Annotated in this window: 23 protein-coding genes; 21 read left to right on the top strand and 2 right to left on the bottom strand. The window is 63.9% G+C overall.

Going from position 1 to position 26,439, the window contains the following annotated elements:
- The first annotated feature begins 135 nt into the window (after positions 1–135).
- From FDT80_RS04735 to purL, 3 genes are all read left to right on the top strand, one after another.
- A complete protein-coding gene (locus tag FDT80_RS04735) occupies positions 136–1,041 on the top strand; it encodes a LysR family transcriptional regulator (protein ID WP_138661059.1) in 906 nt (301 codons plus the stop codon).
- A gap of 330 nt (positions 1,042–1,371) precedes the next feature.
- On the top strand, positions 1,372–1,899 hold the full coding sequence (locus tag FDT80_RS04740; protein ID WP_138661060.1) for a PRC-barrel domain-containing protein: 528 nt from the start codon (positions 1,372–1,374) through the stop codon (positions 1,897–1,899).
- Positions 1,900–2,083: 184 nt separating this feature from the next.
- Positions 2,084–4,243 carry a phosphoribosylformylglycinamidine synthase subunit PurL gene (gene purL / locus FDT80_RS04745; protein ID WP_138661061.1) on the top strand — a complete coding sequence of 720 codons (2,160 nt, stop codon included), beginning with the start codon at positions 2,084–2,086 and terminating at the stop codon, positions 4,241–4,243.
- Positions 4,244–4,271: 28 nt separating this feature from the next.
- Here the strand turns inward: purL and FDT80_RS04750 are convergent, their stop codons facing one another.
- Complete coding sequence (locus FDT80_RS04750; protein ID WP_170311786.1) at positions 4,272–5,534, bottom strand: vWA domain-containing protein; 1,263 nt, start codon at positions 5,532–5,534, stop codon at positions 4,272–4,274.
- Positions 5,535–5,598: 64 nt separating this feature from the next.
- The gene (locus FDT80_RS04755) at positions 5,599–6,507 is read right to left on the bottom strand and encodes an AAA family ATPase (protein ID WP_138661063.1); all 909 of its coding nucleotides are present in this window, start codon (positions 6,505–6,507) and stop codon (positions 5,599–5,601) included.
- 254 nt (positions 6,508–6,761) lie between these two features.
- Here FDT80_RS04755 and FDT80_RS04760 point away from each other — a divergent pair, with 254 nt between their 5' ends.
- The 18 genes from FDT80_RS04760 (at position 6,762) to purF (ending at position 26,325) form a co-directional block, all read left to right on the top strand.
- On the top strand, positions 6,762–7,793 hold the full coding sequence (locus FDT80_RS04760) for a glycosyltransferase family 2 protein (RefSeq protein ID WP_138661064.1): 1,032 nt from the start codon (positions 6,762–6,764) through the stop codon (positions 7,791–7,793).
- Positions 7,790–8,413, top strand: coding sequence for a sulfotransferase family protein (locus tag FDT80_RS04765; protein ID WP_246039862.1), 624 nt, complete (start codon positions 7,790–7,792; stop codon positions 8,411–8,413). Before FDT80_RS04760 ends, FDT80_RS04765 begins: the two co-directional genes overlap by 4 nt.
- Complete coding sequence (locus FDT80_RS04770; protein ID WP_138661065.1) at positions 8,414–10,795, top strand: glycosyltransferase family 2 protein; 2,382 nt, start codon at positions 8,414–8,416, stop codon at positions 10,793–10,795.
- A gap of 41 nt (positions 10,796–10,836) precedes the next feature.
- Positions 10,837–11,889 (top strand): glycosyltransferase family 2 protein, encoded by a 1,053-nt coding sequence (locus FDT80_RS04775; protein ID WP_138661066.1) that lies wholly within the window; start codon positions 10,837–10,839, stop codon positions 11,887–11,889.
- 126 nt (positions 11,890–12,015) lie between these two features.
- Positions 12,016–12,942 carry a phosphoadenosine phosphosulfate reductase gene (locus FDT80_RS04780; RefSeq protein WP_138661067.1) on the top strand — a complete coding sequence of 309 codons (927 nt, stop codon included), beginning with the start codon at positions 12,016–12,018 and terminating at the stop codon, positions 12,940–12,942.
- Positions 12,943–12,975: 33 nt separating this feature from the next.
- Entirely contained in the window at positions 12,976–14,010 is a 1,035-nt protein-coding gene (pyrC, locus tag FDT80_RS04785) for a dihydroorotase (RefSeq protein ID WP_138661068.1), read from the top strand.
- 115 nt (positions 14,011–14,125) lie between these two features.
- Positions 14,126–14,803, top strand: coding sequence for an orotate phosphoribosyltransferase (locus FDT80_RS04790; RefSeq protein WP_138661069.1), 678 nt, complete (start codon positions 14,126–14,128; stop codon positions 14,801–14,803).
- Positions 14,804–15,085: 282 nt separating this feature from the next.
- Entirely contained in the window at positions 15,086–16,579 is a 1,494-nt protein-coding gene (locus FDT80_RS04795; protein WP_138661070.1) for a replicative DNA helicase, read from the top strand.
- Positions 16,580–16,628: 49 nt separating this feature from the next.
- Positions 16,629–17,423, top strand: coding sequence for a DUF1194 domain-containing protein (locus FDT80_RS04800; protein WP_138661071.1), 795 nt, complete (start codon positions 16,629–16,631; stop codon positions 17,421–17,423).
- Between the two features lie 93 nt (positions 17,424–17,516).
- Complete coding sequence (gene alr, locus FDT80_RS04805; protein ID WP_138661072.1) at positions 17,517–18,551, top strand: alanine racemase; 1,035 nt, start codon at positions 17,517–17,519, stop codon at positions 18,549–18,551.
- Positions 18,548–19,321, top strand: a complete 774-nt coding sequence (locus FDT80_RS04810; protein ID WP_138661073.1) for an MlaE family ABC transporter permease — start codon at positions 18,548–18,550, stop codon at positions 19,319–19,321. The genes alr and FDT80_RS04810 overlap by 4 nt, the downstream gene beginning before the upstream one ends.
- Positions 19,318–20,064, top strand: a complete 747-nt coding sequence (locus tag FDT80_RS04815) for an ABC transporter ATP-binding protein (RefSeq protein WP_138661074.1) — start codon at positions 19,318–19,320, stop codon at positions 20,062–20,064. The genes FDT80_RS04810 and FDT80_RS04815 overlap by 4 nt, the downstream gene beginning before the upstream one ends.
- A 67-nt stretch (positions 20,065–20,131) precedes the next feature.
- Positions 20,132–20,569: a paraquat-inducible protein A gene (locus FDT80_RS04820; RefSeq protein WP_138661075.1), complete on the top strand. Its 438-nt coding sequence runs from the start codon at positions 20,132–20,134 to the stop codon at positions 20,567–20,569.
- Positions 20,570–20,727: 158 nt separating this feature from the next.
- A complete protein-coding gene (locus tag FDT80_RS04825) occupies positions 20,728–21,489 on the top strand; it encodes a DNA repair protein (RefSeq protein WP_246039863.1) in 762 nt (253 codons plus the stop codon).
- A 113-nt stretch (positions 21,490–21,602) separates the two neighbouring features.
- Entirely contained in the window at positions 21,603–22,964 is a 1,362-nt protein-coding gene (gene radA / locus FDT80_RS04830) for a DNA repair protein RadA (protein WP_138661076.1), read from the top strand.
- A gap of 26 nt (positions 22,965–22,990) precedes the next feature.
- Complete coding sequence (locus FDT80_RS04835) at positions 22,991–23,545, top strand: CvpA family protein (protein ID WP_138661077.1); 555 nt, start codon at positions 22,991–22,993, stop codon at positions 23,543–23,545.
- A 101-nt stretch (positions 23,546–23,646) separates the two neighbouring features.
- Positions 23,647–24,732: a PAS domain-containing sensor histidine kinase gene (locus tag FDT80_RS04840; protein WP_170311787.1), complete on the top strand. Its 1,086-nt coding sequence runs from the start codon at positions 23,647–23,649 to the stop codon at positions 24,730–24,732.
- Positions 24,733–24,867: 135 nt separating this feature from the next.
- Positions 24,868–26,325: an amidophosphoribosyltransferase gene (gene purF, locus FDT80_RS04845; protein WP_138661079.1), complete on the top strand. Its 1,458-nt coding sequence runs from the start codon at positions 24,868–24,870 to the stop codon at positions 26,323–26,325.
- The last annotated feature ends 114 nt before the right edge of the window (positions 26,326–26,439 follow it).

Here is a 26,439-nt window from a genome sequence, read left to right on the forward strand (position 1 = left end):
GCATAGATATAGGTCACAAAAGCTGACCTGTATAGGGATAATTTCGCGCCACCCCTTCGGTGCGGTGCTCAAGACCCCTATATTTCGGGCGCAGATATCGGTAACACACACGTCACACAGGCCAAGAGACGCATAATGGATTGGGACAAGCTCAGGATTTTCCACGCAGTTGCCGACGCCGGCAGCCTGACCCATGCGGGCGACAAGCTGAACCTGTCGCAATCCGCGGTCAGCCGCCAGGTGCGCGGGCTTGAGGAAGCGCTGAACGCCACGCTGTTTCACCGTCACGCGCGCGGGCTGATCCTGACCGAACAGGGCGAGCTTCTGTTCGACGCCACCACGGCCATGTCCAAGCGGCTCGACACCGCCTCGGCACGGATCCGCGACAGCGAGGAGGAAGTGTTCGGCGAATTGCGCGTGACCACGACCACGGGCTTTGGAACGTTGTGGCTGGCGCCGCGCCTGCCCAAGCTCTACGAGCAATATCCGGACCTCAAGGTCGATCTGATGCTCGAGGAACGCGTGCTGGACCTGCCCATGCGCGAGGCGGATGTCGCCATCCGCATGAAGGAACCCAGCCAAGCCGATCTGATCCGCAAGAAACTGATGACGGTGCGCATGTGTCTCTACGCAACGCCCGACTACCTGGCCGGCAGCGGCACGCCGCAAGAGCTTGAGGACCTGCGCGACCACCGCCTGATTTGCCAGAACACAGGCAGCGATCAGGTCGGCGCCGGGATGAGCCTGGTGCAGCACCTGATGACCTACGAGGTGCGGTCGCTTTTGACGGTCAACAATTATTTCGGCGTCCTGCAGGGGGTTCTGCACGACCTGGGGATCGGCGTTCTGCCCGACTATGTGCAACAGGAATTTCCCGATCTGGTGCAGGTCCTGCCTGAAACCGAATCCGCCGATGTGCCGGTGTTCCTGGCCTATCCGGCAGAATTGCGCCATTCCAAACGCATCGCGGCCTTCCGCGATTTCGTGCAGGAAGAGATCGTTATGTACCGCAAGCAATTGCGCGCCAAGCAAAACCCCTGACCGGTCCGTCGCCGGACGCCCGCAAGCCATGCAGAAAATGCATAGCGGACATGCTGGCGAAGGTTCAGAAACTGCCTTGATCCACGGCACGACGCCACCTATTTCACCTATCGAAGGCGCAGGTCACCTCGGGTGGCGCGCCTTCAACCTCCCTGTTGGACTTGGCCGGGCCTTTGCGCCCGGTCTTTTTTTGCCCGCACCCCGTCACGCGAAGAGCGAGGCCAGGGCGCGCCCTTGCCTGGGTCGGGTCCAAATTGCCGAAAGTTCGGAACCAGCAGCGCAACCGGTCCGTTAAGTTCCCAGATCCCTGACGGGAGAAAGGTACAAGACATGACAGGTTTGAATTTCCTCAAGACCAGCGCCATCGTCGCGCTGATGGCCACCCCCGCCGCCGCAAGCGACAGCGCGACCGACGTGGTCGGCAACTCGCCCAGCGTGACGGAAGGCGGCAACATGAATGTTGCGGCGTCTGACCGTGGCTACACATACGACACCAATTCGCCGCAGATCACCGACGGCCGGGCCGAGGCGGACGACACCATGATCAACATGTCCCGCGACAAGTTCATGATGCTGACCAACGCCAAGGGCGATCCGGTCGTGCTGGCCGACGGCACGACTGTCGGCACCGTGCAATCGGTCGGCATCGACGCCGAGGGCAACAGTGAGATCGTCGTCGCCCTGTCCGACACCACAAAGATCGGCGCGGACGAACTGGTCGTGACCGCCACGCCGGACAACATCAACTTCCGCGATGGGTCGATGTATCTGATGGTCACCGAAGATTCGCTTTACAACCGCACGCGCTCCGACCTGGTGCGCAGCGGCAAGGGACGCACATCGGTATACCTCGACTGAAGATTGCGTTTTTGCCCGGCGCCGTCTGGCCCCGGGCAAAACCATGCGGCGGGTCGCGTTTCCTTACCTCGGGCGCGGCCCGTTTGCATGTCTGGCCCTGCGCATCGCACCGCTTTGCCCCTTTCAGTCGCATCCGGCATGTTCTACATAACCCCCATCATTCGCCAGGGGGGACAATCGGTCCATGCAAGAGCCAGCCATCACACCGGATCTGATCGCCAGCCACGGGCTCAGCGATGCCGAGTACCAGCGCATTCTCGAGATCGTCGGCCGCACGCCCACCTTCACCGAGCTGGGTATCTTTTCGGCCATGTGGAACGAGCATTGTTCCTACAAATCCTCGAAAAAGTGGCTGCGCACCCTGCCCACCGACGGGCCACAGGTGATCTGCGGCCCGGGCGAGAACGCGGGCGTCGTCGACATCGGCGACGGGCAGGCCGTCGTGTTCAAGATGGAAAGCCACAACCACCCGTCCTACATCGAGCCCTACCAAGGCGCGGCCACGGGCGTGGGCGGCATCCTGCGGGACGTCTTCACCATGGGCGCACGCCCCATCGCGGCGATGAATTCGCTTAGCTTCGGCGATCCGTCGCATCCCAAGACACGACGGCTGGTAAATGGCGTCGTCGAGGGGATCGGCGGTTACGGCAACTGCTTTGGCGTGCCCACGGTCGGCGGCGAAGTGCGGTTCGATCCCGCCTACAACGGCAACTGCCTCGTGAACGCCTTTGCCGCCGGTCTGGCGGACGCGGACAAGATCTTCTACTCTGCCGCCTCGGGCGTCGGAATGCCGGTCGTCTACCTCGGGGCCAAGACCGGCCGCGACGGCGTCGGCGGCGCCACGATGGCCAGCGCCGAATTCGACGACACGATCGAAGAAAAACGCCCCACAGTGCAGGTCGGCGACCCCTTCACCGAAAAGCGGCTGATGGAGGCCACGCTGGAGCTTATGCGCACCGGGGCCGTCATCTCCATCCAGGACATGGGAGCCGCCGGCCTGACCTGTTCGGCGGTGGAAATGGGGGACAAGGGCAATCTTGGCGTTCGGCTCGACCTCGAAAACGTTCCCGTACGCGAAGAGAACATGACCGCCTACGAGATGATGCTGTCGGAAAGCCAGGAACGCATGCTGATGGTGCTGCGCCCCGAACTGGAGGCCGAAGCCAAGGCGGTGTTCGACAAATGGGACCTTGATTTCGCCATCGTCGGCGAAACCATCGCCGAAGATCGGTTCCTGATCGTCCACAACGGCGAGATCAAGGCGGATCTGCCGCTCAAGACCCTGGCCGGGACGGCCCCCGAATACGACCGCCCCTGGACCGAAACGCCGCCCGCAAAGCCGTTGGTCGCCGTAGACGACGTGAACCCCGTCGACGGGTTGCGCGCGCTGATTTCCAGCCCGAACTACGCGGGCAAGCAATGGGTGTACGAACAATACGACACCATGGTGATGGGCGACACCGCGCGCACGCCCGGCCTTGGCGCGGGCATCGTGCGCGTGCATGGCACCGACAAGGCGCTGGCCTTCACGTCAGACGTGACACCGCGCTACGTCAAGGCGAACCCGATCGAGGGCGGCAAGCAGGCCGTGGCCGAAGCCTATCGCAACCTGTGTGCCGTGGGCGCGCGACCGCTGGCCACCACCGACAACCTCAACTTCGGCAACCCCGAAAAGCCCGAGATCATGGGCCAGTTCGTCGGCGCGATCCAGGGCATCGGTATGGCCGTGTCGGTGCTGGACATGCCGATCGTGTCCGGCAACGTATCGCTGTATAACGAAACCGACGGTACGGCGATCCTGCCGACGCCGACCATCGGCGCGGTCGGCCTGCTGGATGACGTCGCACAGATCATCGGCTGTGACGTGCGCGATGGCCATGTGGCGCTGGTGCTGGGCGACACCAAGGGGCACCTTGGCCAATCCGCCCTGCTGGCGCTGGTCCATGGCCGGGCAGAGGGTGACGCGCCTCCCGTCGATCTGGCCGCCGAACTGGCGCATGGCGAATTCGTCCGCGCCAACCGCGATCTGATCCGGGCATGTACGGACCTCAGCGATGGCGGCCTGGCGTTGGCGGCTTTCGAGATGGCAGAGCGCGCGGGCGTCGGCATTCAGATCGACACCGACCTCACGCCGGACCTGTTCGGCGAGGACCAGGCGCGCTACCTGATCGCCTGCAACTTCGACCAGGCCGAGGCGCTGATGAGTGCCGCCTCGAAGGCGGGCGTGCCGTTGACATATGTCGGCAAATTCGGCGGCGACGCAGTGCGCTTTGGCGCCTTCGACGCGCCGCTGGCGGATCTGGCGGCGGTCTATCGCGGCAGTTTCGCCGCCGCCGTCGCCTGAGAACAGGGTCCCCGCGGCACTGCGGGGATCAACCTGTCATGCTGCGCAGCAAGCGGTCTTTCTCGCCCTGGTCGTCGCGCTTTGAAATCACCCGCGCCAGATCTTCGAGCGAGGCGATGGAATGGCCGGCGCGGAAACTGTCCACATGCGGCAGCATCGCGGCGATGCCCCGCGCCTTGGGGGCGAAGCCATCCCAGCGCAACAGCGGGTTGAGCCAGATCAGCCGCCGCGACGACAGGTGCAGCCGCTCCATCTGATGCGCCAGTTCATCGGGTGCATCCCGGTCCAGACCGTCGGTGATCAGCAAGACGACCGCGCCCTGCCCCATGACGCGCCGCGACCAGTCGCGGTTGAAGGTGGCAAGGCACGATCCGATTCGCGTGCCGCCTTCCCAATCCTGCGCCTCCGCCCCGGCGGCGGCCAGCGCCGCATCCACGTCGCGCTGCGCCAGGTGGCGGGTGATGTTCGTCAGCCGGGTGCCGAAGGTAAAGGCGTGAACCTTGGCCCAGCCCGCGCCCTTGGCATTGCTGACCGCATGCAGGAAATGCAGCACCACGCGGGAATACTGGCTCATCGATCCGGAGATGTCGCACAGCACCACCAGGTTGGGCCAGCGCGGGCGCGCCTGCTTGAGCTTGATCTGGTGCATCTCGCCGCCCTGCCGCATCGCCGCGCGCAGGGTGCGCGCCGTATCGACCCGGTGGCCCGCGTGGCTGGCCACCGTGCGGCGCGAGGCGATCGGCTCCACCGGAAGGCGCATCCGCGCGAGCATCCGCTTGGCGGCCGCCATCTCCGCCGTGCTCATCTGTTCGAAATCGAGGCTGCGCAGACGCTCCTCGCCCGACATCGTCAGACTGGCATCCACGACGATCTCGGTCTCCTCCTCGCGGGGCTCCGGCTCTTCGACCTGCGGCGGCGCCTCCGCCCCGTCGAGCAGCGCCTCGGCCGCGCGTTTCTGGCCCGCCTCCGCCGCGCGTTCCTCCTGAACGCCGCGCACCGCCGGCAGCATCGCGGCCATCATATGTTCGAGATAGCGGGGATCGCGCCAATAGAGGCGAAAGATCTGCCCAAAGACCTGCCGGTGTTCGGGCCGGTTCACGAAACAGGCATGCAACGTCCAGTAGAAATCGCGCTTGTCGGTAAAACCGGCCGCCTGCACCGCGCGGATGGCGTCGATCACCCGCCCCGGCCCGATGGGCAGGCCCGCACGGCGCAGCGCCCGCGCGAAATGCGTGATGTTCCCCGCAAGCTTGGGGTTTTCGGGCAGATCCAGAGGAGCGTATTCTACCACCTGTCGCACCCTGGGGGTTTTGCACCCCCAGACCCCCGCAGGATATTTCCGAACACAAGAAGCATCAGGCCGCGTCCAGCGTCGCGCGCGCCTGATCGAGGATGCGCTTGGCCTCGGTGCCATGCAGGCGGGCGATGTCGTCCTGGTATTTCAGGATCGCGCCCAGCGTATCGGCGATGACCTCGGGCGAGAGGGTGATCACATCGAGCGCGAGCAGGCATTTGGCCCAGTCGATCGTCTCGGCCACACCGGGTTTCTTGAACAGATCCTCGGTGCGCAGATGCTGGACGAAGGCCACGACCTCGCGGCTCAGCGCTTCTGCCGCCTGTGGCGCGCGCGCGGTCAGGATCTCCATCTCGCGGTCGAAATCCGGGTAATCCACCCAGTGATAGAGGCAGCGGCGCTTGAGCGCGTCGTGCACCTCGCGGGTGCGGTTGGAGGTGACGATGACGATGGGCGGCTCGGGCGCCTTGATCGTGCCAAGCTCGGGGATGGTGACCTGGAAATCGCTGAGCGCCTCGAGCAGGAAGGCCTCGAACGGCTCGTCCGTGCGGTCCAGCTCGTCGATCAACAGCACGGGCGCGCCATGTTCGTCGGGGCGCATGGCCTGCAGCAAGGGCCGCTCTATCAGGTACTTGTCGCTGAAAAGCTCGTCCTGCAGGGCATCGCGGCTGGCGTCGCCCGCCGCTTCGGCGGTGCGGATGGCGACCATCTGCGCCGGAAAGTTCCATTCGTAGACGGCCGTGGAGGCATCCAGCCCCTCGTAGCATTGCAACCGGATCAGCCGCCGGCCCAGTCCCGCCGCCAGCGCCTTGGCGATCTCGGTCTTGCCGACGCCGGCCTCGCCTTCCAAAAACAGCGGACGGCCCAGCCTGAGCGCCAGAAACACCACCGTGCCCAGCGCCCGCCCACAGATATAGCCCTGATCGCCAAGCATCTTTTGCACGGCGTCGATGTTCGAGATATCGGTCATACGGCAGCTTTCCCCCTGCGGTCAAAGGTGCATCCCTGACGGGGCGCGTCAAGGGCGCACCGCCCGGGATACGACCTTTGGCCTATCCGCCGCGCGTCGCCACCCGGTCCGCGGCGAGATTGACGCGATTCGCCAAAACTGCCATGGTCCGGTGCAGATAAAAGAGGTCGTGGGGCATCGGTGGCACTCAAGGCTCGTAGGCGGGATTGAACAATGAAGCAGCATGCCAACTGCGCAGACGGGCGACGCGGGCAATGCGCATAACCGCCGTGACATGTGTCAAGAACGAAGGGCCTTTCCTGCTTGAATGGATCGCGTTTCATCGCCTGATCGGCGTCACGGATTTCCTTTTCTATTCAAACGATTGCACCGATGGCACGGACCGCCTGCTGGACAACCTGGCGGCGCTTGGCATCGTGCGGCACCTGCCCAACCCGGCCGAGGGGCGCAATTACCAGATGGAGGCGCTGAAAGACGCGCGCCGCCACAGCGTGGTGCTGGACGCGGACTGGGTCTGGATCGCGGATGTGGACGAATTCCTCAATATCCACGTGGGCGATCACACAATTCCCGCCCTGATCGACGCCTGTGGCGATCCGCAGGCGATCAGCGTGAATTTCCAGTTCTTTGCCAATGACGATGTCGAGCTGTTCGAGGACCGCCCCGTGATCGAGCAGTTCACCCGCAGTCACAATCCCGACCTGTGGTGCGGCGAGGCGGCGATCGAGGTCAAATCGCTAGTGCGGCAGGATTTTCCGCTGAAGTACTATGGCGCGCATCGCCCATTCTTTCGCGCGAAACTGCCGCCGCGCAAACGCCCAAGCTGGACCGACGCGTCAGGGCGCGCGGTGCCGCACCGGTTTCTGGTGGCGGCGAACCCGCGCCGCATCCGCCGCTTTCCCGCGGCAGGGGCACGCGATCATGCCACCCTCAATCACTATGCCCTGCGCAGTCTGGACAGCTACCTGGTCAAGAACGACCGGGGCGACGTGAACCGCGAAAACCGCGATTTCGACGACACCTACTGGCGCGAACGTAATGATCCCGCGTGGCAGGACACCAGCATTTCACGCTATCTGCCCGCCTTGAGACCACAGATCGAGGCATTGAAGGACCTTGACGGCATCGGCGGCCTGCACGCGGAATGCGTGCGCCTGCACCGTGCCAAATGCGCCGAGTTGTCAGCGCGGGCCGAGTATGTCGCGATGCGCGACCAGCTGCGCGCGGCCCCCAAGCTGCCGCCGCAGGAAGAGGCGATGCTGCGCGCGTTGGGAATAGCGCCGTGAGCCGGTTGCGCGTCGTGAACCTTGGCCTGCCGAAAACCGGCACGACGACACTGGCACGGGCGCTCAAGATGGCCGGACTGCGGGTGGCCGATCACCGCATCCGCCCCCGGCAGATCGACGATGCCGCGCTGCACAACCGGTTCGTGGCCGACCTGGTTTATCGCGGCTATTTCGAGACCGGCGATCCCGGCGCGCGCCTGCCCGGCTTTGACGCCATCACCGAACTCAGCCTGCTGCGCGAGGGCCGGTCGATGTGGCCGCAGATGGATTTCGCCCTGATCGACGCGATCCGCAGACATCATCCGGGGGTCAAGCTGCTGGGATCGCGCCGCGACAGCTGGGAGGTCTCGCAAAGCATGCTGGCCTGGTCCGATCTCGGGGTCGCCCGCCTGCCCGCCAGCGACATTCCCGGCCTGCCCGCCGGGTTCGGCGAAACCAGCAAGGAGCGGATGGCCTGGATCGACGGGCACTACGCGCATCTGGCGCGGATCTTTGCCGGGGATCCCGATTACCTTGAATACGACGTGTCGGATCCGGGCGCGCGCGACGCCATCGCGGCGCATACCGGGATCGACCTGCCGTGGTGGGGCCGTGCGAACACAAACCGCGAGGCGGTATAGATGCGCATCGATTTGCACATCGGGCTGGACCATGCGGGCGCGGACCGCCTGCAATCGGTGCTGGCCGAGAAGCGTGACCAGTTGATCGGCAAGGGCGTTCTGTATGCCCGCAGCCCCGGCAACAAGAACCACACCCGGCTGTTCATGTCGGTGACGGATGTCGATCACGTCGATCCGCTGCGGTTCAATCGCGGGTATATCACCGCCGACAAACAACAGGTCCTGCGCGACACGGTCCTGGCCGATCTGACGCGCGAAGTCGCGCAGCATCGCCCCGACGTTTTGATCCTGTCGTGTGCCCAACTGGCAACGTCGCTCTGGCGGGTCTCCGAACTGGAGCGGTTGCGCGATCTTCTGGCACCATTGAGCAGCGATATCCGCATCATCGCCCACCTGGACGAGCCCGCCGCCCTGCTGATCCGCCATTATGCCGAGCAGATCAACGAAGGCCGCGGCGAGCCCCTGGACCGCGAAGTGGCACTGTGCGCGCAAGACGACTGGTGGGCGGCGGCGGTGGCCGGCATGCCCCGGATCGACCCGCCCGCCGGGGTTTTCGAGGAAAACCAGGGCGCGCCCTTCTGGCTGGATTACCCAGGGCTCGCGGCGCATTGGGAAAGCGTCTTCGGGGAGGGGCGCGTTCACCTGCGCGGCTATGACGCCGACTTTTTCGGCAGCGCCGAGGTGACCGGTGAAATCCGCGCGGCCTTCGACATCGGGGACACGATCGGCAAGGCCAGTCCGGCCCCCGCTCCGCCACCTGCCTCCGCCGCCGCCCTCGCGCGCGGACGCCGGCTCAACGCGCTGATCCTCAAGGTGCTTGCCAATGGGCAACGCATTCTCCCCCGCCAGATCTGGCGTAGTTTCATCAATGAAATCAAGATCGAAGGTGACGCGATTGACGCCGCTTCCCTGTCGGTGATCTCCGAAAGGTTCGCGGCCCCGAACGCCGCTCTGGCCGCACGACATCCCGGCCTCGCAGCCGCCACGTTCACGGTTCCGCGTGCCGGGGGTGTCTGGGCCGAAGCGGATCCGAAATTCGGGTTCCGCGCCTCGCAGTATCTGTTGGGCTTCATGTGGCGCATCAACCAGGCCACGGCGGAAGAGATGAAAACCAAGTCGCAGGACCTTTCGCAACTGGAGGGCGCGATCCCCGGCGCGCGCCCCGACACACCGCCCAAAGCGGCGGTAACAAACGGCCTGAGCGAAGCCGCCCGCGCAATCATGCCGCCGCTGGCGGTCCAGAATTTCGAGAAACTGCGCAACTCCTCCTTTGCGCCGCACAACAAACTGGGCGCGGTGGACGAAGAACAGCTTGCCGCCGCCTACACACCCGCCGCCCCGCGCAGCCTCGCGGATGGCTCCACCGGCAACGTGATTGTCGGCTGCATGAAGAACGAAGCGCCCTATATCGTCGAATGGATCGCCTATCACCGGGCCATCGGGGTCGACAGCTTCCTGATCTACACCAACGGCTGCGAGGACGGCACGTCGGAACTGCTTGACCGGCTGCAGGAGATGGGGGTGCTGCAACATCGCAACAACGACGGCTGGAAAGGAAATTCCCCCCAGCAATACGCGCTGAACCAGTCGCTGAAGGAACCGGTGATCAAGAACGCCGACTGGATCATCCATATCGACGTGGATGAGTTCATGAACATTCGCACCGGCAACGGCACGCTGGACGATTTCTTTGCCGCCTGCCCCGATGCCACCAATGTCGCGATGACCTGGCGGTTGTTCGGGCACAACGGCGTGACCGACCTGAAGGACGATCTGGTGATCGACCAGTTTGACGCCTGCGCCCCGAAATACTGCCCCAAGCCGCACACGGTCTGGGGCTTCAAGACCATGTTCAAGAACATCGGCGCCTACGAAAAGATCAGCTGTCACCGACCCAACAAGCTGGACGAAGCCTTGCGGGACCGGGTCAAATGGGTCAACGGATCGGGCCAGGACATGACCCGCGAAGCCGCCGAGAAAGGCTGGCGAAGTTCGAAAAAATCCATCGGCTACGATCTGTTGCAGCTCAATCATTATGCCCTGCGTTCGGCCGAGAGTTTTCTGATCAAGCGGCAACGGGGCCGGGCGCTGCATGTCGACCGGTCCATCGGGATCAATTACTGGATCCGCATGGATTGGTCCGATTTCCGCGACATCACGATCAAGCGCAACATCCCGCGCGTGCGCGCCGAGTACGACCGGCTGATGCGCGACGAGACGCTACGCCAGTGGCACGACACCGGCTTGGCATGGCACAAGGCCAAAGCGCTGGAGTTGCACGCCAATCCCGAATTTAAGGACCTCTACGATCAGGCCCTCAAGGTCAAACTGACCGAGACCGAGCGCGTCGCCTATGCGCTGGCGCTCGACATGGAAAGCTGACCGATGCCCTGCACACTCCTCCCTTCGCTCAGGCCAAACCGTTGAAGTTCCTCGCCGTTCTTTGCGTCCGCAACGAGGCCGCCTTTCTGCTGGATTGGCTCGCGCACCACCGGGCGGTGGGGTTCGACCACGTGCTGGTCTATTCCAACGACTGCGACGACGGCACCGACGCCATGCTCGACCGGCTGGCCGAGATGGGGCACGTCACACACATCCGCAACGATGGCCCCTATGCCAAGGGCGGGATCCAGTTCACCGCGTTGAAACGCGCGGGCACATTGGACGTCGTCCGGCAGGCCGAGTGGCTCTTGCCCTTGGACGTGGATGAATTCGTCAATATCCACGTGGGCGACCACACCCTGGCCGCGCTGCTGAATGCGCTGCCGCAGGCGACGGCGATCACCCTGACATGGCGGCTGTTCGGCAATGCGGGCCAGGTCCGCTATCAGGACGCACCCGTCACGCGGACGTTCACCCGCTGTGCGCCCGCCGTAATGTACTGGCCCTGGCGCGCCTCGATGTTCAAGACGCTCTACCGCAATGATGGCACTTATGGGCAGATGGGCGTGCACCGTCCGCGCAAACCCGATGACGCCCGCCTGAAGGACGCGAAATGGTTCGACGGCGAGGGCCGCACGCTGGACCGCCAATTCAAACGCCGCCGCATTTTCTCCAACTTCGGGCAGTCGAATACCGCGCTTGTGCAACTCAACCACTACCCGCTGGGCGCGATGGAAAGCTATGTGCTCAAGGCCGACCGGGGCCGCGCGGTGCACTCCGACGATCTGCTGGGGCTGGATTATTGGGTCGAACGGAATTTCAATACCGACGAGGACACGTCGGTGCAATCACTCGCGCCCGCCGCGGACGCGATCGCGCAAGAGCTGAAATCCGACCCCGAACTGGCCCGCCTGCACGCCGCCGCCGTGGCCTGGCGGCACGCGCGCTTCGACGCGCTGATGCGGCACGAACCCTATCGCGCGCTGTTTGGCCGGCTGTTGATGGCCGCACCCTCCCGGCCGGTTCCGCGCAAGGCCGCGCATTTCATGGCCGCCCATGCAACGGCGGCCCGCGACGGCCCGCGCGATTCGTGATGGCCGTGCCCCGCGCCGGGCGACAAATATTCGCGCAGCTTTTTGCTTATTTCTGCCGCAATACCTAAGTACCTCATGGTGCAATACCGCCCGCTCGAGGTGGTGAGGGACGCGAGGACGCAGGCCATGCAGGACACGACAGAGGATCTCGACATATCCCTCGCGGATCTGTCCAAGGACGATTGGCAGCGCGCCATCGCCCGGGTCGCTGACGATCTTGGCGCCTTTCAGCCGCTCGGCGACGCCCATTTCGCCACCTTCATCGACGACGACACCACGCTTCTTGTCACCTTCGAGACAGTGCAGGGCATCCGCAGCCTTTCGAAAATGGCACAGCCCTTCGGCTGGGACCTGGTCAAGGCAAACGGCTGGTCGCATCTTTGCGTGATCAGCGATGGCGACACGTGGTTTCGCGATCCCGCCGTCGTGGGTTATTTCGACCGCCTGGTGGACGATGGGTTTTTCGACGAGTTCGAGCGCGTCGTATTCTACGGCGCGGGCCCGTGCGGCTATGCCGCCGCGGCCTTTTCGGTGGCGGCACCGGGGGCCACCGTCGTCGCCATCCAGCCGCAAGCCACGCTCGACCCCTGCATCGCCGAATGGGATGACCGGTTCATCGGCATGCGCCGCACCGATTTCACGTCGCGGTACGGCTACGCCCCCGACATGCTGGACGCCGCCGACGACGCCTTCGTGCTATACGATCCGTCGCAGACGCTCGACGCGATGCACGCAGCGCTCTTTACCCGGCCCAATGTGACCAAACTGCGGCTGCGCCACCTTGGCGGAACGATCCAGACCGACCTGATGGACATGGACATCCTGTTCGACCTGATCAGCGAGGCCGGCGACGGCACGCTGGACGCACAGGGCTTTGCCCGGCTCTATCGCGCGCGCCGCACCTATCCGCCCTACCTGCGCAGCGTCATGGCGGTATTGGACCGTCAGGGCCGCGCCGCCCTTCTTGAGGCGCTCTGCGTCAACGTCACCACCCGGATGAATGCGCCGCGCTTTGCCCGCAGGCTCAAGTCCCTTCTGGCGGCAAAAAGCTAGCGCCGGACGGCGCACCGTGCTAGCCCGGCGGCCATGACACAGACCCTCACGCTCCGCCGTCCCGACGACTGGCACCTGCACCTGCGCGACGGCGCGATGCTGCGCGCCGTGCTGCCCCAGTCCGCCGCCCATTTCGGCCGCGCGATCATCATGCCCAACCTCGTGCCGCCGGTCGTGACCGGCGCACAGGCCGCCGCCTACCGCGACCGGATCCTTGCCGCCCTGCCCGAAGGGTCCGAATTCACCCCCCTGATGACCCTCTACCTAACGGAGGACACCGACGCGGAGGACGTCGCCGCGGCGCATGCGTCTGGCCTCGTGCACGCGGTCAAGCTGTACCCCGCCGGCGCGACCACCAACTCCGCCAGCGGCGTGGCCGATTTCGACCGCGTCCGCCCGGTGCTGGACCGGATGGCCCGGATCGGCCTGCCGCTCTGTGTCCACGGCGAGGTCACCGATCCGGATATCGACATCTTCGACCGCGAGGCGGTGTTCATCGACCGCGTCCTCGACCCGATCCGCCGCGCGACACCGGGACTGCGCGTGGTGATGGAGCATATCACCACCCGCGACGCGGTGGACTATGCGCGCGCCCAAGGCCCCGACCTGGGCGCCACGATCACCACGCACCACCTTGTCATCAACCGCAATCATATCCTCGCCGGCGGAATCCGCCCGCATTACTACTGCCTGCCGGTTGCCAAACGCGAGGAACACCGCCTGGCGCTGCGCGCGGCGGCGACCGGCGGCGAGCCACGGTTTTTCCTCGGCACGGATTCCGCGCCGCACACGGATGCGGGCAAATTGCAGGCCTGCGGATGCGCGGGCTGCTTCACCGCGCCCAACACGCTGTCGATCCTCGCGCAGGTCTTCGAACAGGACGGCGCGCTGGACCGTCTCGAAGGCTTCGCCTCGCTCAACGGTCCCGCCTTTTATGGCCTGCCGCCCAATGACGCCACGATCACCCTGCACCGCGAGGCCCCGGACTACCCCGCCCGGATCACCACCCCCGATGGCCCCGTGACGGTCTTCGACCCGGGCTTCGATCTGGAATGGCGGGTCGCGTGATCTTCCAAATGGATGAAAATACCGCCGCCGGAGGCATGAAATCCCTTCCGGTGCTCCATAGACTTGATGCCTCCGGCGGAGGTATTTATCGCCAGACGAAACCAAGGATGCGCCCATGATCCCGACCAGCTACCCCGATGCGAATGAAATGGCCCGCCTGACCGCGCGCATGCTGCTCGAAATCAAGGCCGTTCATTTCAACGCGGCAGAGCCCTTTACGCTGGCCTCCGGCCTCCCCAGCCCGACGTATATCGATTGCCGCAAGCTGATCAGCTATCCGCGGATCCGCGCCACCTTGATGGATTTCCTGACCGTCACCGTCATGCGCAACGTCGGCTTCGAGGCCTTTGACAATATCGCCGGCGGCGAGACGGCGGGCATTCCCTTTGCGGCGCTGGTGGCCGAGCGCATGGCGCTGCCCATGACCTACGTGCGCAAAAAACCCAAGGGCTATGGCCGCAATGCCCGGATCGAAGGGGAAATGTCCGAGGGTCAGCGGGTGCTGCTGGTCGAGGATCTGACGACCGACGGCGGCTCCAAGCTGAGTTTCGTCGATGCGATCCGCGATACCGGTGCGACCTGCGCGCATACCGCCGTGATCTTTTACTACGGCATCTTTCCGGAAACGGAAAAGACCCTCGGAACCCATGGCGTCAACCTGCATGCGCTTTGCACCTGGTGGGATGTTCTGGCCGAAGCCAAGGTCGAGGGCGCGTTTGACGAGGCCACGTTGACCGAGGTCGAGACCTTTCTGAACAATCCGCGCAAGTGGCAGCAGGCGCGAAAAAAATAAACTGTGCAAAACCTGCGGATGATCTGTGGGTAAGATCGGCACAGAATCGCAAAGCGATACTACAGTTTGCGGTGCGCCGGATTTCTGCTACAAGATGGGCGATAAATCCGGCGCGGCGAACTTGTCCACATCCTTTTGCATGGGCTTGTCCACAGAGATTTCCAGATAGGGAAACCGGGCGATACTGGGTAGGACGTCGTTGACCGGCATCAGATCGGTCCGGATCGCCCCCACCCGGGGCCGCGCACCGCAAAGAGCAGTCAGTCACAGGCAGGAACAGTCATGAACGAGATCACGACATTCAATCCGACCGGCGTCGATGTGCAGTCGCCCGAGACGATGCCGCATTCGATCGAGGCCGAGCAGCAGCTTCTGGGCGCGATCCTGACCAACAACGATATCTACGACCGGGTGGCCAGCATCATCGGCCCCAAGCATTTCTACGACCCCGTGCACGCCCGCATCTACGAAATCGCCGCCGCGCGCATCGCCAAGAACAACCTCGCCAGCCCCGTGACGCTCAAGGCGTTCATGGAAGATGACGACGGTCTCAAGGAATTGGGCGGTCCTGCCTATCTGGCGCGTCTTGCCGGCGCCGCGATCAGCGCCTTTGCCGTGCGCGATTACGCGCAGATGATCTATGATCTGGCGGTGCGCCGGGATCTGATCCTGCTGGGGCGCGATATTTCGGCCAAGGCGGCGCAGGTCAACGTCGCCTCCGAACCGCGCGAGCAGATCGTCGAGGCCGAACAGCAGCTCTACAAGCTTGCCGAGCAGGGTCAGGTCGAAAGCGGGTTCCAAAGCTTTCTCAAGGCGGTCACCGACGCGGTCAACGTGGCCAACGCGGCCTACCAGCGCGATGGCGGGCTGGCGGGTGTCTCGACCGGGCTGATCGACCTGGACAAGAAACTGGGTGGCCTGCACCGCTCCGACCTTCTGATCCTGGCGGGCCGCCCGTCGATGGGCAAGACATCGCTTGCCACCAACATCGCCTTCAACGTCGCCAAGGCCTACAAGCGCGGGCAGTTGCACGACGGGACAGAGGGCGCGATCGACGGCGGTGTCGTGGGGTTCTATTCCCTTGAAATGAGCGCCGAGCAGCTGGCCGCCCGGATCTTGTCGGAAGCGGCCGAAGTGCCGAGCGAACAGATTCGGCGCGGCGACATGACCGAGGGGGAATTTCGCCGCTTCGTCGATGCCGCCAAGGCGCTTGAGGCCTGCCCGCTCTACATCGACGACACGCCTGCCCTGCCGATCAGCCAACTGGCCGCGCGCGCACGGCGGCTCAAGCGGACGCATGGCCTGGACGTGCTGATCGTGGACTACCTGCAGCTTGTGCGCGGCACGGGCAAATCGGAAAACCGCGTGAACGAGATTTCCGAGATCACGATGGGTCTCAAGGCGATCGCCAAGGAGCTGGACATTCCCGTGATCGCGTTGTCGCAGCTGAGCCGCCAGGTCGAGAACCGCGAAGACAAGCGCCCGCAGTTGAGCGATCTGCGCGAATCCGGTTCGATCGAGCAGGACGCCGACGTGGTGATGTTCGTGTTCCGCGAGGAATACTACAAGGAACGCGAAAAACCCGGCGATCACGAGCTGGAAAAGATGGCCGCCTGGCAAGAAGAGATGGAGCGCCTGCACGGTCGCGCCGAAGTGGTGATCGGCAAGCAGCGTCACGGCCCCATCGGATCGGTGGATCTGAGCTTCGAAGGCCGCTTTACCCGCTTTGGCAACCTTGCCAAGACCTGGCAGGGCAATGGCGATCAGGAATTTTGATCAGTAAATGTGATTGGACAGCCACGGCGTTTTCTGGCGCATTGAACACATGCGCCTGTTCTGTCTCATTTTTCTGTGGCTTGGGTGGCCCGCCGCATTGATCGCGCAACCGGTCGAAGTGGACGTAGAGCTTTTTCTGGCGGTCGATGTGTCACGGTCGATGTCACCGTCCGAGCTGGAAATCCAGCGGCGCGGCTATGCCGAGGCGCTGACGGATCCGGATGTGATTGCCGCCATTCGCGGCGGGCTTTTGGGCCGGGTGGCGCTGACCTATGTCGAATGGGCCGGCGATGTGTCGCAGCGGGTCGTGGTGCCCTGGACCCTGATCGAAACTGCCGCCGATGCCGCCACCGTGGCCGAAGCGATCACCGCGCATTTCGACGACGGGTTGCGGCGCACGTCGATTTCCGGAGCGTTGATGTATGCGCTGCACGATTTCGACGGCAACGGCTTCGAGGGATTGCGGCGGGTGGTCGATGTCTCGGGCGACGGTCCCAACAACCAGGGCCGCCCGGTGACGCGCGCGCGCGACGCGGTGCTGGCCGAGGGCATTGTGATCAATGGTCTGCCGCTGATGACCCAGGACGCGTTGAGCCAGCGCTGGGGTATTCCGGATCTGGATGTCTATTACCTGCGCTGCGTGATCGGAGGACCGGGGTCGTTCGTCATTCCGGTCTATGATTGGGATCAGTTCGCCGGCGCGATCACGCGCAAGCTGATCCTCGAGATCGCACAGCGCCCGACACGGCTATGGCAGGCACAGATGCAGGCGTTGCCGCCCTACGATTGCCTTGTCGGGGAAAAGATCTGGCAACAGAACCGCTACTATTTCGACACCCCGTGATCCGGCGCCGACCGGTCGCCGCGCACTTCCCGGGCGGGACAACGCCCCTGATACCCTCTTGACCTTGTGGCGCATCCTGTCACAACCGCGCGCATGGCCACCGCGACCCTCACAATCGACCTGTCCGCCATTGCCGCCAACTGGCGTGCGCTTGATGCCATGACGGAGGTGGAAACCGCCGCCGTGGTCAAGGCCGATGCCTACGGGCTGGGTGCGGCACGGGTGGCGCAGACGCTTGCGGACGCGGGCGCGCGGCAATTCTTCGTCGCCATCGCCGAGGAAGGCGCCGCCGTGCGCGCGGCGCTTGGGCCCGGTGTTCCGATCTACGTGTTCTCGGGTCATATGGCGGGCGATACCGCCTTGATCCGGCAGGCCGATCTGACACCGTTGATCAATTCCGTGGACCAGATGCTGCGCCATGTCGAAGCGCTGCCCGGCCATCCCTTTGGCCTGCAGCTTGACAGCGGAATGAACCGGCTTGGCATGGAACCGGCCGAGTGGTCCGCGCTGCGCGACATCGCACTGGCGCAGCGGCCCGTGCTGATCCTGTCGCATCTGGCCTGCTCGGACGAGCCTGGCGACCCGATGAACGCGCTGCAGCTTGCGACCTTTGCAGAGATGACGCAGGGCATCGATGTGCCGTTGTCGCTGGCGGCCACCGGGGGGATGTTGCTGGGGCCGGAATATCATTTCGATCTGACCCGCCCCGGTATCGGGCTCTATGGCGGCCTGCCCTTTGCCGATGCCACGCCCGTGGTCACGCTGGACGCGCCGGTGGTCCAGGTTCGCGATGTCGCGGTCGGCGAAAGCGTTGGCTATGCCGCCAGTTGGGTGGCCAGTCGCCCCTCTCGAATTGCAACGATTTCCGCGGGTTACGCTGACGGATTGATCCGTGCCATGGGTGCCGCGGCGCGATTTTACGACCATGGGCAGGCCGTGCCCGTCGTGGGCCGGGTGTCGATGGATTTGATCGGGGTGGATATCACCGATCTGCCTGCCGCGCCCAAATCGCTCCAGATTCTGGGGCGCGATCAGGGCATCGACAATCTGGCGCAGGCCGCAGGCACCATCGGCTACGAGATCCTGACGTCGATGGGGCACCGGTATCACCGGGTCTATACCGGATGACCGCGCTGGCGACACTCGGGCGTGCCGTTCTGGGAGTGCTGGCCGCGATCGGGCGCGTCGCCATCTTTGCGCTGCGGACCATCACGTTTTTCGTCCGTCCGCCGTTCTACATTCGCGAATTCTCTCACGCCTTGCTGCACATCGGCTGGCTGTCGCTGCCGGTTGTCGGGCTGACCGCCATCTTTACCGGTGCCGCGCTCGCCCTGCAGATCTATGCCGGTGGCGCGCGCTTCAACGCCGAAGCCGTGGTGCCGCAGATCGTCGCCATCGGAATGGTGCGCGAATTGGGGCCGGTGCTGGTCGGTCTGATGATCGCGGCGCGGGTCACCTCCTCGATCGCGGCGGAAATCGCCACGATGAAGGTCACCGAACAGATCGACGCCCTGATCACGCTGTCCACCCATCCGATGAAATACCTGACCGTGCCGCGGGTTCTGGCCGCGCTGATCGCCGTGCCGTTCCTTGTGGGCGTGGGCGATGTCATCGGAATCTTCGGCGGCTATGCCGTCGCCACCGGGACGCTGGGCTTCAACGCGGCCGCCTATATCAAGAACACGGTCGATTTTCTTGAGCCGCTCGACGTCGTCTCGTCGCTGACCAAGGGTGCGGTGTTCGGCTTTTTCGCCGCCCTGATGGGGTGCTATTACGGCATGACCTCCGGGCGCGGTGCGATGGGCGTCGGCGCCGCGACCAAGGGTTCGGTCGAAGCGGCGGCAGTTTTGATCCTCGCGGCGAACTTCGTTCTGACGGGGGTGTTTTTCTCGCTATGATCCGCATGGAAGGCGTCAGAAAATCCTTTGGGTCCAACCACGTGTTGCGCGGTCTTGACCTTGATGTGCCCAAGGGCACGTCGATGGTGATCATCGGTGGGTCGGGAACGGGCAAATCCGTCGCGCTGAAATGCATCCTCGGGCTGGTCACGCCGGATGCGGGCCGTATCCTGGTCGATGGCCAGGACGCCGCCGCCGGCGACCACGACGCGTTCCTGGCGCGCTTTGGCATGCTGTTTCAGGGCGGCGCCCTCTTTGACAGCCTGCCGGTCTGGCAGAATGTCGCCTTTCGCCTGCTGCGCGGATCGCTGAAACGCCCCCGCGAAGAGGCCCGCGCCATCGCCGTCGAAAAACTGCGGCGCGTCGGACTCAAGGCAGATGTGGCCGACCGTCTGCCCGCGGAACTGTCGGGCGGCATGCAAAAACGTGTAGGCCTTGCACGGGCCATCGCGGCAGAGCCCGAGATCATCTTTTTCGACGAACCGACCACCGGGCTCGACCCGATCATGTCCGGCGTGATCAATGACCTCATCCGCGAGATCGTGGTCGAAATGGGCGCGACCGCGATCACCATCACCCACGACATGACCAGCGTGCGCGCCATCGCCGATACCGTGGCGATGTTGCATGACGGGGTGATCCAGTGGACCGGTCCGGTCAGCCAGATGGACGGGTCCGGCGATCCTTATCTGGATCAGTTCATCCACGGCCGCGCAGAAGGCCCGATCGAGGCGGTCCGGTGACACCGGCGCAGCGGATTTTGCGAAAATTCCGGTCCGATTCTTCCGAACAAACCGGGTTGGCGCGGTCATGAAGTACCTCAATCTCGTCCTGTTGGCGCTCTATCCCGTCGCATGGGCCGCGCCGCTGTTGCGGGCGGGTCTGCTGCCGCTGTTTTCGCTGTCGGAAATCTCGATCCTCACAGGGCTGCAGGCGTTGTGGAAGACAGATATCGCCCTGGCGCTTGTCGTCACCGTCTTTGCGCTCTTTGCACCTTACGCGAAAACCATTGGGCTGGCGCTCGTTCACTTCGATCTGATGTCGCGCAGGACCCTTCCGGCGCTTCAGGCGCTGGGAAAGTTGGCGATGGCCGATGTCTTTCTGGTTGCGCTTTACGTGGTGGTCGCCAAGGGCATCGGCATTGGCCGGGTCGAGGTCGCCTGGGGGCTTTACCTTTTTACCGCGCTGGTTCTCACCTCGCTCTGGATCGGGTGGCGCAGCGGAATCGAGGACAGTCACCCGGTGTAAAGCGGGATTGACAGCAAAACCGAAACGACCGACCAAGATATTATGTTGTGTTTTAATGCTTTTTTGAGAAATTCGCGAATACGGCGGAACTTTGACGTGAAAATTTGAGTTAATCGGCGTAAACTTGCCGATGTGGTTAGTCCCGGGGGGAACTGTCAATGACCCAGATTTACGCCATAGGGCGACTTGTCCAATATCTGATGCAACGGCTGGCCTTGACGGTGTTCGCGCTGTCGGCTGCAACGTTTCTGGCGGCCTCGGTGATGGCGGGACTGGGCCAGTGGCCCTGGATCGATCTTGACCTCTACCTTGGCGGCGCGCGCATCGAAAACGCAGGCATGTTGGCCCAGACGGGGCTGACCGTGCTCGCTGTATCGCTTTGCTTTTTCCTGCCCTCCAACCGGCGTATTCTGCAGCTTGAGAATTCTCACCGATCCTTCAGCATCGGGATGCAGGACGTCGCGCGCGCCTATGCCGCCGTGCATGCGGCCGACCGGACCAGGCATTTTCAGCTCAGTTCCGAATTCGACGCGGTGCGCGAACGGCTCGCGTATCTGCGCGATCATCCCGACCTGTCCAATCTCGAGCCGCAATTGCTGGAGATCGCGGCCCAGATGAGCCACATATCGCGCGAGCTGGCCGAGGTCTATTCCGACGACAAGATCGCCCGCGCGCGGAGCTTTTTGCAGCAGCGCCAGCAGGAGGTCGAGCAATTCAACGGTCGGCTGGACCGTGCGAAGGGTATCACCACCGAACTCAAACACTGGCTCCACGAAGTCGAGCTCGAGGAAAGCGTGGCCGCCGCGCAACTGAATCGCCTGCGCGAGGAATTGCGCGAAATCCTGCCCGAGGCCGGCATCGAAACCATTGTCCGCAGCGACGATACGGTGGTCGAATTGCCCCCCAAGGCCGCCGAATAGCGGCGCAGGACGACCGGATCATTCCAGCGCCGGAGATAGGGGGGTCCGGGCAAGTTCAAGGCGCGTCGGCGTTTCCCTTTGACGGCGCGCGGCGCCTGGGTCAAAAGAGCCGCATGGCAAAATCTCCGTCTTTTTCCTGCGCCTCCTGCGGGGCCGTCTATACCAAGTGGTCCGGTCGCTGCGAGGCCTGCGGCGAATGGAACACCATCCAGCAGGATGCAGGCATCTCGCAGGGGCCCGCGAAATCGCTGGGCGGCAAACGCGGGGCGACCGTTCAACTGACGGACCTGGCGGCACAAGAAGCGCCGCCGCCGCGCACCACCTCCGGCATCACCGAACTCGACCGCGTCCTGGGCGGCGGGCTGGTGCCCTCCTCCGCGATTCTGGTGGGCGGCGATCCGGGCATCGGAAAATCGACCCTGCTGTTGCAGGCAGCAGCGCAATTCGCCCGCTCGGGTCTGAAAACCATCTACGTGACCGGCGAGGAAGCCAGCGCGCAGGTGCGGATGCGCGCACAGCGCCTGGATCTGGCCGATGCGCCCGTCAAACTGGCCGCCGAGACGAACCTGCGCGACATCCTGACCACGCTGGAGGCGGAGAGACCGCAACTTGCCATCATCGATTCAATCCAGACGATGTGGGCCGACAACGTCGAAAGCGCGCCGGGGTCGGTCAGCCAGGTGCGCGCCGCCGCCCACGAGCTGACCAGTTTCGCCAAGCGCAAAGGCGTGTCCGTCATCCTGGTGGGTCACGTAACGAAGGACGGCCAGATCGCCGGGCCGCGCGTGGTCGAGCACATGGTCGATACAGTGCTGTATTTCGAAGGCGAACGCGGCCACCAGTTCCGCATCCTGCGCAGCGTCAAGAACCGCTTTGGCGCCGCCGACGAGATCGGCGTCTTCGAGATGACGGGAGCCGGTCTGGCCGAGGTCACCAACCCATCCGCCCTGTTTCTGAGCGAGCGCGGGCAGCCCAGCCCCGGATCGGTCGTGTTCGCCGGGGTCGAAGGCACCCGCCCGGTGCTGGTTGAATTGCAGGCGCTGGTCGCCCCCTCGCCCCACAGCCAACCCCGGCGGACCGTGGTGGGATGGGATGGCGGACGGCTGGCGATGATCCTTGCGGTTCTCGAGGCGCGCTGCGGCATCCCCTTCACCGGGCTCGACGTTTATCTGAACGTCGCCGGCGGCATGAAAATCTCGGAGCCAGCCGCCGATCTGGCCGTCGCCGCCGCCTTGCTCAGCGCCCGCGAGGACGCGGCCCTGCCGGCCGATACGGTGGTTTTTGGCGAAATCAGCCTGTCCGGCGCGCTGAGACCCGCCAACCAGACCGAAAACAGGTTGAAAGAAGCGCAAAAACTTGGTTTCACAAACGCTATCGCTCCGGCGGGTGGCAAATCCGTGGGCGTATCGGGTATCAGCCTCAAGACCATGGCCGATCTGACCGGATTCGTGGGCGAGGTATTTGGCGCAGGCTAGCGCCACGAACAAAGGGCAGGATGACCATGGAAGGTTTTACCATTATTGACGGCGTCGTGGCCGTGGTCATCGTGCTGTCGGCGCTTCTGGCCTACGGTCGCGGACTGGTGCGCGAACTGATGGCGATCGTCGGCTGGATCGCCGCTGCCGTCTTGGCGTTCCTGTTCGCGCCGCAGGTCGAACCGCTGGTCCGCGAACTTCCCGTTGTGGGCGAATTCCTCGCCGATAGCTGCGAATTGTCGATCATCGGGGCCTTTGCGCTGGTCTTTGCGGGGGCGCTGATCGTCGTCTCGCTGTTCACGCCGCTGTTTTCCTCTTTGGTCCAACGGTCGGTTCTGGGCGGCGTGGATCAGGGAATTGGCTTTGTCTTCGGTGTGTTGCGCGGCATTCTTCTGGTTGCGATCGCCTTCTTCGTCTATGACACGGTGATCACCGGCCAATCCTTTACGATGGTTGACGAAAGCCGGTCGGCACAGGTGTTCGGACAGTTCACCGACAGGATCGAAAACAGCGAACCGGAGCAGGCACTGGGCTGGATCACGAACCGCTACGAAACGCTCGTCGGAAATTGTGGCGCATAAGCGCTGCCGCGCCTGACCCGAAGTTCGAAAATTAACCCGGTCTTAAGACTGCCCGCGCTACGCCTGACGGACCAGTCAGGGGTATTTCGATGCATGATCAGATGACAGAGCTACTCAACCATGTCGCCGCGCCGGTGTTCGTGCTGGACGTGACTGCGGATGGCACGCCGGTCTACAGCGTGTTCAACGACTACGCGATGAAAACCGCCGCGATGACGGCCGAGACCATCTTGGGGCGTACGGCCAAGGAAATCTACGGCGGGCGTTTCGGTGAAATGGCTTACCAACGCCATCTTGAGGTGATCGCGAGCGGCAAGACATCGACCTACGAGCTGGAACTTCCCCTGCGCGGTATCCCGTGCTGGGTGCGCACCACCCTCAAACCGGTGACCGACGCTCAAGGCCGGGTCGTTCAACTGATCGGCACCAGCATCGATATCACCGCGGAACAACAGGCCCGCGAGATGCAGGCCAGTTTCCGCACCATCACCGGTGAGATGGAGCAGTTCGTCTCATTGGCGGCCCACGACCTGCGAGCGCCGATGCGCAATGTAAAGTTCCTCGCCGAGATGCTGCGCGAGGATTTCCTTGACCAGGGCGACGGCAAAGTGGAACTGATCGACCTTCTCGAAGATGTCGCAACAAAGTCCGCCGTGTTGATTTCCGACGTTCTGTCGCATGCGCAGTCCGACACATCCTCCGCCGCCGAAGTCGTGCCGTTTGACTTCGGTGCATTGTGCCAAAGCATCTCGAACGTGCTGGACCCGCGCAATCACCACCGGATCACGTGGTTTTCGGCGCTGATGCAGGGCGAAAAAACCGCTTTCCAGATCGTTCTTCGCAACCTGGTCGAGAATGCGATCAAACATGCCCGTCACAACAACCTTCAGCTTGAGATCGCGTTGGTGCACCACACCGCCGACATGATCGAAATCGAGGTCCGCGACGACGGCAAGGGGTTTGACAATCCCGCGCTGGCCTTTCTCGGCTCGGGGCAATTGCGCAGCGAAAGCGGCTATGGCTTGTTTGGTGTCCGGCGCCTGATCGCGGCGCGTGGCGGAACGATCTCGGTCAAGAATGGCGTGAACCGGAGCGGATCGATCGTGCGGTTTTCGCTGCCCGGAACGCTGGTGCGTGTCATTCCCGCGCCCGTGACTGCGCAACCCCTGCCGGTTTCGCTGCGATAGATCGCGATCATCAAAGGCAATGTCCACAAGGAGAAATGCGACAATTTCGGATAGGTCCGTGACACTGGCCGCATCAGCGCCTACATATGGCCCAGTCCCAAAACTCGGATTCGGAGCCCCCCGTTGTCCACCTTGATGCCCCCCGCCCATCCCTTTGACGATGACAAACTGCGCGAGGAATGCGGTGTTTTCGGCGTGATCGGCGTCGCCGATGCCTCGAACTTCGTGGCACTCGGGCTCCATGCCCTGCAACATCGCGGACAGGAGGCGGGCGGAATCGTCAGCTATGACGCCGACGCCGGTTTCCAATCCGCCCGACGATTCGGCTATGTCCGCGACAACTTTACCTCGCAAAAGATCATGGAAACCCTGCCCGGTCCCTTGGCCATCGGGCATGTGCGCTATTCGACCTCGGGCACAAAGGGGCCGACCGCGATCCGCGATGTGCAGCCCTTCTTTGGTGAATTCGCGATGGGCGGCGCCGCGATCGCGCACAACGGCAACATCACCAATGCCAACGCCCTGCGCCGCGAACTGATCGAACGCGGGTCGATCTTTCAGTCGTCGTCGGACAGCGAATGCATCATCCACCTGATGGCCCGCAGCCTGCAACGCAACATCCCCGAACGCATGGAAGACGCGCTGCGCCGGGTCGAAGGCGCATTTTCGGTCGTTGCCATGACCCGCACCAAACTCATCGGTGTGCGCGACCCCCTGGGCGTGCGCCCGCTGGTTCTGGGCCGGGTCGGCGACGGATGGGCGCTCAGCTCGGAAACCTGCGCGTTGGATATCATCGGCGCGGAATTCGTGCGCGAAATCGCCCCCGGAGAAATGGTCGTGATCACCGACAAGGGGGTCGAATCACACTTCCCCTTCCGCCGCGTGGCGCCGCGCTTTTGCATCTTCGAGCATGTGTATTTCTCGCGCCCCGATAGCATTCTGGGCGGTCGGTCCGTCTATGAAACCCGCGAGGCGATCGGCCGCGAACTGGCCAAGGAAGCGCCGGTGGAGGCCGATCTGGTCTGTCCCGTGCCCGACAGCGGCACGCCCGCGGCGATCGGCTTCAGCCTGCAATCGGGCATTCCTTACGCGATGGGCATCATCCGCAACCAATACATGGGCCGCACCTTCATCGAGCCTACAGAGCAGATCCGCAACATGGGTGTGCGGCTCAAGCTCAACGTGAACCGTGCCCTGATCAAGGGAAAGCGCGTCATTCTTGTCGATGACAGCGTGGTGCGCGGCACCACCAGCCGCAAGATCAAGGAGATGATCCTTGATGCCGGCGCGGCGGAGGTGCATTTCCGCATTGCGTCGCCGCCCACCGCTTGGCCGTGTTTTTACGGCGTGGACACGCCCCAGCGCGAAAAGCTGCTGGCCGCCACCATGTCCGAAGACGAAATGCGCGATCATCTGGGCGTTGATTCGCTCAAGTTCATCTCGCTTGACGGGCTTTACCGCGCCGTCGGCGAGGCGAAAGGCCGCAACCCGGACCAGCCGCAATATTGCGATGCCTGTTTCTCCGGCGAATACCCCGTCAAACCCGCCGATCAGATCGACGCCGGGTTTGAAATGAAGCCGGCAGCGGAATAACGCCCGCCGCTTTGGGGCACATCGGCAGATCGCCGCTGCTGTCCGGGCGGGGATTTGCCGGGTGACGGGCTGCGCGCGCGACAGTCCGGTTTCAGCCGGCTGCGCGCTCTGTTA

This window comes from Sulfitobacter sabulilitoris (assembly GCF_005887615.1).
In the GTDB taxonomy this organism is placed as follows: Bacteria; Pseudomonadota; Alphaproteobacteria; order Rhodobacterales; family Rhodobacteraceae; genus Sulfitobacter_E; species Sulfitobacter_E sabulilitoris.

Excerpts from the sequence above, each read along its gene's own strand:
- FDT80_RS04735 (WP_138661059.1), top strand. The coding sequence starts at position 136 with ATGGATTGGGACAAGCTCAGGATTTTCCACGCAGTTGCCGACGCCGGC.
- FDT80_RS04740 (WP_138661060.1), top strand. The coding sequence starts at position 1,372 with ATGACAGGTTTGAATTTCCTCAAGACCAGCGCCATCGTCGCGCTGATG.
- purL (WP_138661061.1), top strand. The coding sequence starts at position 2,084 with ATGCAAGAGCCAGCCATCACACCGGATCTGATCGCCAGCCACGGGCTC.
- FDT80_RS04755 (WP_138661063.1), bottom strand. The coding sequence starts at position 6,507 with ATGACCGATATCTCGAACATCGACGCCGTGCAAAAGATGCTTGGCGAT.
- FDT80_RS04760 (WP_138661064.1), top strand. The coding sequence starts at position 6,762 with ATGCGCATAACCGCCGTGACATGTGTCAAGAACGAAGGGCCTTTCCTG.
- FDT80_RS04770 (WP_138661065.1), top strand. The coding sequence starts at position 8,414 with ATGCGCATCGATTTGCACATCGGGCTGGACCATGCGGGCGCGGACCGC.
- FDT80_RS04780 (WP_138661067.1), top strand. The coding sequence starts at position 12,016 with ATGCAGGACACGACAGAGGATCTCGACATATCCCTCGCGGATCTGTCC.
- pyrC (WP_138661068.1), top strand. The coding sequence starts at position 12,976 with ATGACACAGACCCTCACGCTCCGCCGTCCCGACGACTGGCACCTGCAC.
- FDT80_RS04790 (WP_138661069.1), top strand. The coding sequence starts at position 14,126 with ATGATCCCGACCAGCTACCCCGATGCGAATGAAATGGCCCGCCTGACC.
- FDT80_RS04795 (WP_138661070.1), top strand. The coding sequence starts at position 15,086 with ATGAACGAGATCACGACATTCAATCCGACCGGCGTCGATGTGCAGTCG.
- FDT80_RS04800 (WP_138661071.1), top strand. The coding sequence starts at position 16,629 with ATGCGCCTGTTCTGTCTCATTTTTCTGTGGCTTGGGTGGCCCGCCGCA.
- alr (WP_138661072.1), top strand. The coding sequence starts at position 17,517 with ATGGCCACCGCGACCCTCACAATCGACCTGTCCGCCATTGCCGCCAAC.
- FDT80_RS04810 (WP_138661073.1), top strand. The coding sequence starts at position 18,548 with ATGACCGCGCTGGCGACACTCGGGCGTGCCGTTCTGGGAGTGCTGGCC.
- FDT80_RS04815 (WP_138661074.1), top strand. The coding sequence starts at position 19,318 with ATGATCCGCATGGAAGGCGTCAGAAAATCCTTTGGGTCCAACCACGTG.
- FDT80_RS04820 (WP_138661075.1), top strand. The coding sequence starts at position 20,132 with ATGAAGTACCTCAATCTCGTCCTGTTGGCGCTCTATCCCGTCGCATGG.
- FDT80_RS04825 (WP_246039863.1), top strand. The coding sequence starts at position 20,728 with ATGACCCAGATTTACGCCATAGGGCGACTTGTCCAATATCTGATGCAA.
- radA (WP_138661076.1), top strand. The coding sequence starts at position 21,603 with ATGGCAAAATCTCCGTCTTTTTCCTGCGCCTCCTGCGGGGCCGTCTAT.
- FDT80_RS04835 (WP_138661077.1), top strand. The coding sequence starts at position 22,991 with ATGGAAGGTTTTACCATTATTGACGGCGTCGTGGCCGTGGTCATCGTG.
- FDT80_RS04840 (WP_170311787.1), top strand. The coding sequence starts at position 23,647 with ATGACAGAGCTACTCAACCATGTCGCCGCGCCGGTGTTCGTGCTGGAC.
- purF (WP_138661079.1), top strand. The coding sequence starts at position 24,868 with ATGCCCCCCGCCCATCCCTTTGACGATGACAAACTGCGCGAGGAATGC.